The organism is Oceanipulchritudo coccoides, from assembly GCF_010500615.1.
In the GTDB taxonomy this organism is placed as follows: Bacteria; Verrucomicrobiota; Verrucomicrobiia; order Opitutales; family Oceanipulchritudinaceae; genus Oceanipulchritudo; species Oceanipulchritudo coccoides.
Genome location: NZ_JAAGNX010000016.1, coordinates 1 through 494 on the forward strand (window position 1 = coordinate 1; position 494 = coordinate 494).

Annotated in this window: 1 protein-coding gene; it reads right to left on the minus strand. The window is 65.6% G+C overall.

Annotated elements, in window-relative coordinates; translation table 11 throughout:
• Nucleotides 1-494 (minus strand): NAD(P)/FAD-dependent oxidoreductase (locus G0Q06_RS14230; RefSeq protein WP_163967440.1); only part of this gene is annotated, 494 nt, incomplete at both ends.

Consider the following 494-nt stretch of genomic DNA (forward strand, 5'->3'; position numbering starts at 1 on the left):
GACCCCTCCCCGACCGCAGAAGCCACCCGCTTGACCGATCCCGCACGCACGTCGCCGACGGCAAAAACCCCCGCGCAAGAGGTCTCATAAGCGCTGCGCCCGCCGACTGTACCACCGGTCAGTACAAACCCCTTGTCATCCAGCGCAATCAAGCCTGACAGCCAGCTGGTGTTGGGCGCAGCCCCTGCCATCACGAAAAGCGCCTGCGTCTTCAACCGCCACGCCTGGCCGGCCATGCGGTCGCTGATCGTAACCGCCTCAAGATGCCCATCACCATGCAGCGCCGTCACTTCCGTGCGGCTGTGCACCGTGATCCGCGGATGCGACCGCAAACGCTGCAACAGGTAATCCGACATCGTGTCGGCCAGGCTGTCGCGGCGCACCAGCACATGCACATGCCGCGCGGTGCGGGCCAGAAACATCGCCGCCTGCCCCGCCGAGTTACCACCGCCAATCACTGCCACATCGGCATCCTTGCACCAGCGCGCCTCGAA